The sequence below is a fragment of the Paenisporosarcina sp. P5_A11 genome, assembly GCF_056400705.1.
In genome coordinates this window covers 1-2006 of sequence record NZ_JBFUKT010000306.1, presented here as the reverse complement: position 1 = coordinate 2006, position 2006 = coordinate 1, and the positions used below count along the sequence as shown (strand labels likewise).

Sequence of the window (2006 nt, the reverse complement as noted above, 5' to 3'; positions counted from 1 at the left end):
ACCTAAGCAGCCCAAAGGATCTAATAGCTGTCATAAGAGGTTGTTCAAATCTATTCTTCGTCTTCACTTGACCAAGTATAAAATAATGCTGAAATGCCAACTTTCATTGCTTCGTCAAAGCATTCAAGTGATTCCTCGAATTCACTATCCCCTTCATACATATTTCGGTTTACAATAAACTTGTCTTCAATAGTTACAACCTTCCAGCCTTCATTGCTGACATACTTTATCGCTTTGTTCAATGCTCTTTTTTCATTTATTGATTTAACCCAACAGTTTACATATGCACCTACACATTCTTCTCTTTCTGGATTATTTGGGTGCGGAATAGCATCTAACATAAAGTAATATATTGTCATAGAACCCTCCTGCTTGAACATTTTTTCATTTTACATACTAAGGCAACAGTGGGCTACCACTTACACTATAAATTTCTAATTTCAACAAAAATCATAACAATTCCTTTGCCCCGTTAGATAAAGAAAAAGAGCACTAAGCAGTCCGATATTAGAAGGGTTTTAATTAGAATGTTGTAATCCTTTTTTTATATAAACCTAACAAAGAAAGAATGACTACAAAAATTACAGTAAATAAGATTACCGACAATAAAATTAGAATTAAGGATAATAAGTATAAGTTATTCTCTAGGAATCCTACATAAACAAATCCAATATTTAAACTTCCCAAACCATTTAATTCTACAAAATTGAAAATTCCATATCCCACTAAAATTATGAGTATATGAAAAACAATTGAATAAAACAAAGACTGTCTTATCCTTTTCAAGAACCTATCACCTTTTTCCAAATTTATAAATTACAGTATCTTCCTTATTTATTGTGTACTATTCTTTCGCAAAACACAATTCTTTTTTGATTTTTCTGTTAACTTAAGAAATAAAAAAACTCTTAGGTAAAGTAAACCCAGAAGCTTTATTGAACAGAATTTTGGAACTCAATCTTTAAAATTAATGTAAAGAGAAGACAAGCGGAACTAAAGCACTTGTTAGTTGAATGCATAAATTTCAAGCTAATTTAATAATCAATAGAGTTAGCTATATCTACTAAGATCTCAGGCGTAACTTTGTTTGAAACGCGCTTATCGATATTTAATGTGTATTGCCAATTACCCCTTTCGAAAACAAGAAAGTTAAAGCCCGAAAATGTCATATAAGTGGCTACAATCCCATTCTTTAATTCAAAGGTTTTTATCACGTATTTCTCTCGAATAGGCAATTTATTCTTAAGTGGTCGAACATCTATTTTATAATGATTTTCAGATATTTTGTCATTGATCAACGTCACTTCAAATGAGTCATTTGCGTCACCATCTAGATCATTTAATCTACCAAAATGATGAGTAAAGCTTACCGGTGGTACTCTTAGTGGTAATTTTAGTTTTTCATTAAAATGTTTTTCAAAATCGCCCGATGCTGCTTCAACGGTTTTGTATCCTATTTCTGGATATATTTCTTCATAAGAACTGGGCTTATCACTTGTAGTTGCATATACCGTTGAAAATAACGTAATAAAAGAAGCCAAGAAAAGAATAGTTTTAGTCATTTTTTATCACCTCCACTTACTTAAGTGTATTATTTCCAGAGTCATTTTAATTATCAAAAAACATTGCTTGTTAACTTAAACTGATCCTTAGGCAGGACAGCCATTCACCGTTCTAACCTAGGCGGACATAAAAAATAAAAGTAACAGAGGCATTCTTAAGCTTGTGTTTATTGTTCATTTTTTTCACGGTCGATGAAAGAAAGATTATCTTAACCATATAGGGATTTAAAAATATAATTGATTATCTAGTTAGGAATTGTTATAGGGAGATTGATAAATACCTGCAAAAAGCTAGGACGTATATTTCTACTTTCATTTCTCATACTAAAAAAAAGGAGTGATACCTATGGCGAAACGGACTAAGAAAAATGACGCAGAACAAAAGAATAAACAAGGGTTTGACTCTAGCAAAACAGATTCAGAATTCTCCAAAGAATTTGGCAG

The 2006-nt window shown here is 31.3% G+C and carries 2 protein-coding genes; both read right to left on the bottom strand.

All coding sequences use genetic code 11. From position 1 onward, the window contains the following. Positions 1 to 50 precede the first annotated feature (50 nt). Positions 51 to 359 (bottom strand): hypothetical protein, encoded by a 309-nt coding sequence (locus AC1DOS_RS19725; RefSeq protein ID WP_477538852.1) that lies wholly within the window; start codon positions 357 to 359, stop codon positions 51 to 53. Between the two features lie 675 nt (positions 360 to 1034). Then, a complete protein-coding gene (locus AC1DOS_RS19720; RefSeq protein ID WP_477538851.1) occupies positions 1035 to 1562 on the bottom strand; it encodes a hypothetical protein in 528 nt (175 codons plus the stop codon). Positions 1563 to 2006 lie beyond the last annotated feature (444 nt).

What these genes read in the sequence shown, in the direction of transcription:
- AC1DOS_RS19725 (WP_477538852.1), bottom strand. Translation starts at nt 359, where the DNA reads ATGACAATATATTACTTTATGTTAGATGCTATTCCGCACCCAAATAAT.
- AC1DOS_RS19720 (WP_477538851.1), bottom strand. Translation starts at nt 1,562, where the DNA reads ATGACTAAAACTATTCTTTTCTTGGCTTCTTTTATTACGTTATTTTCA.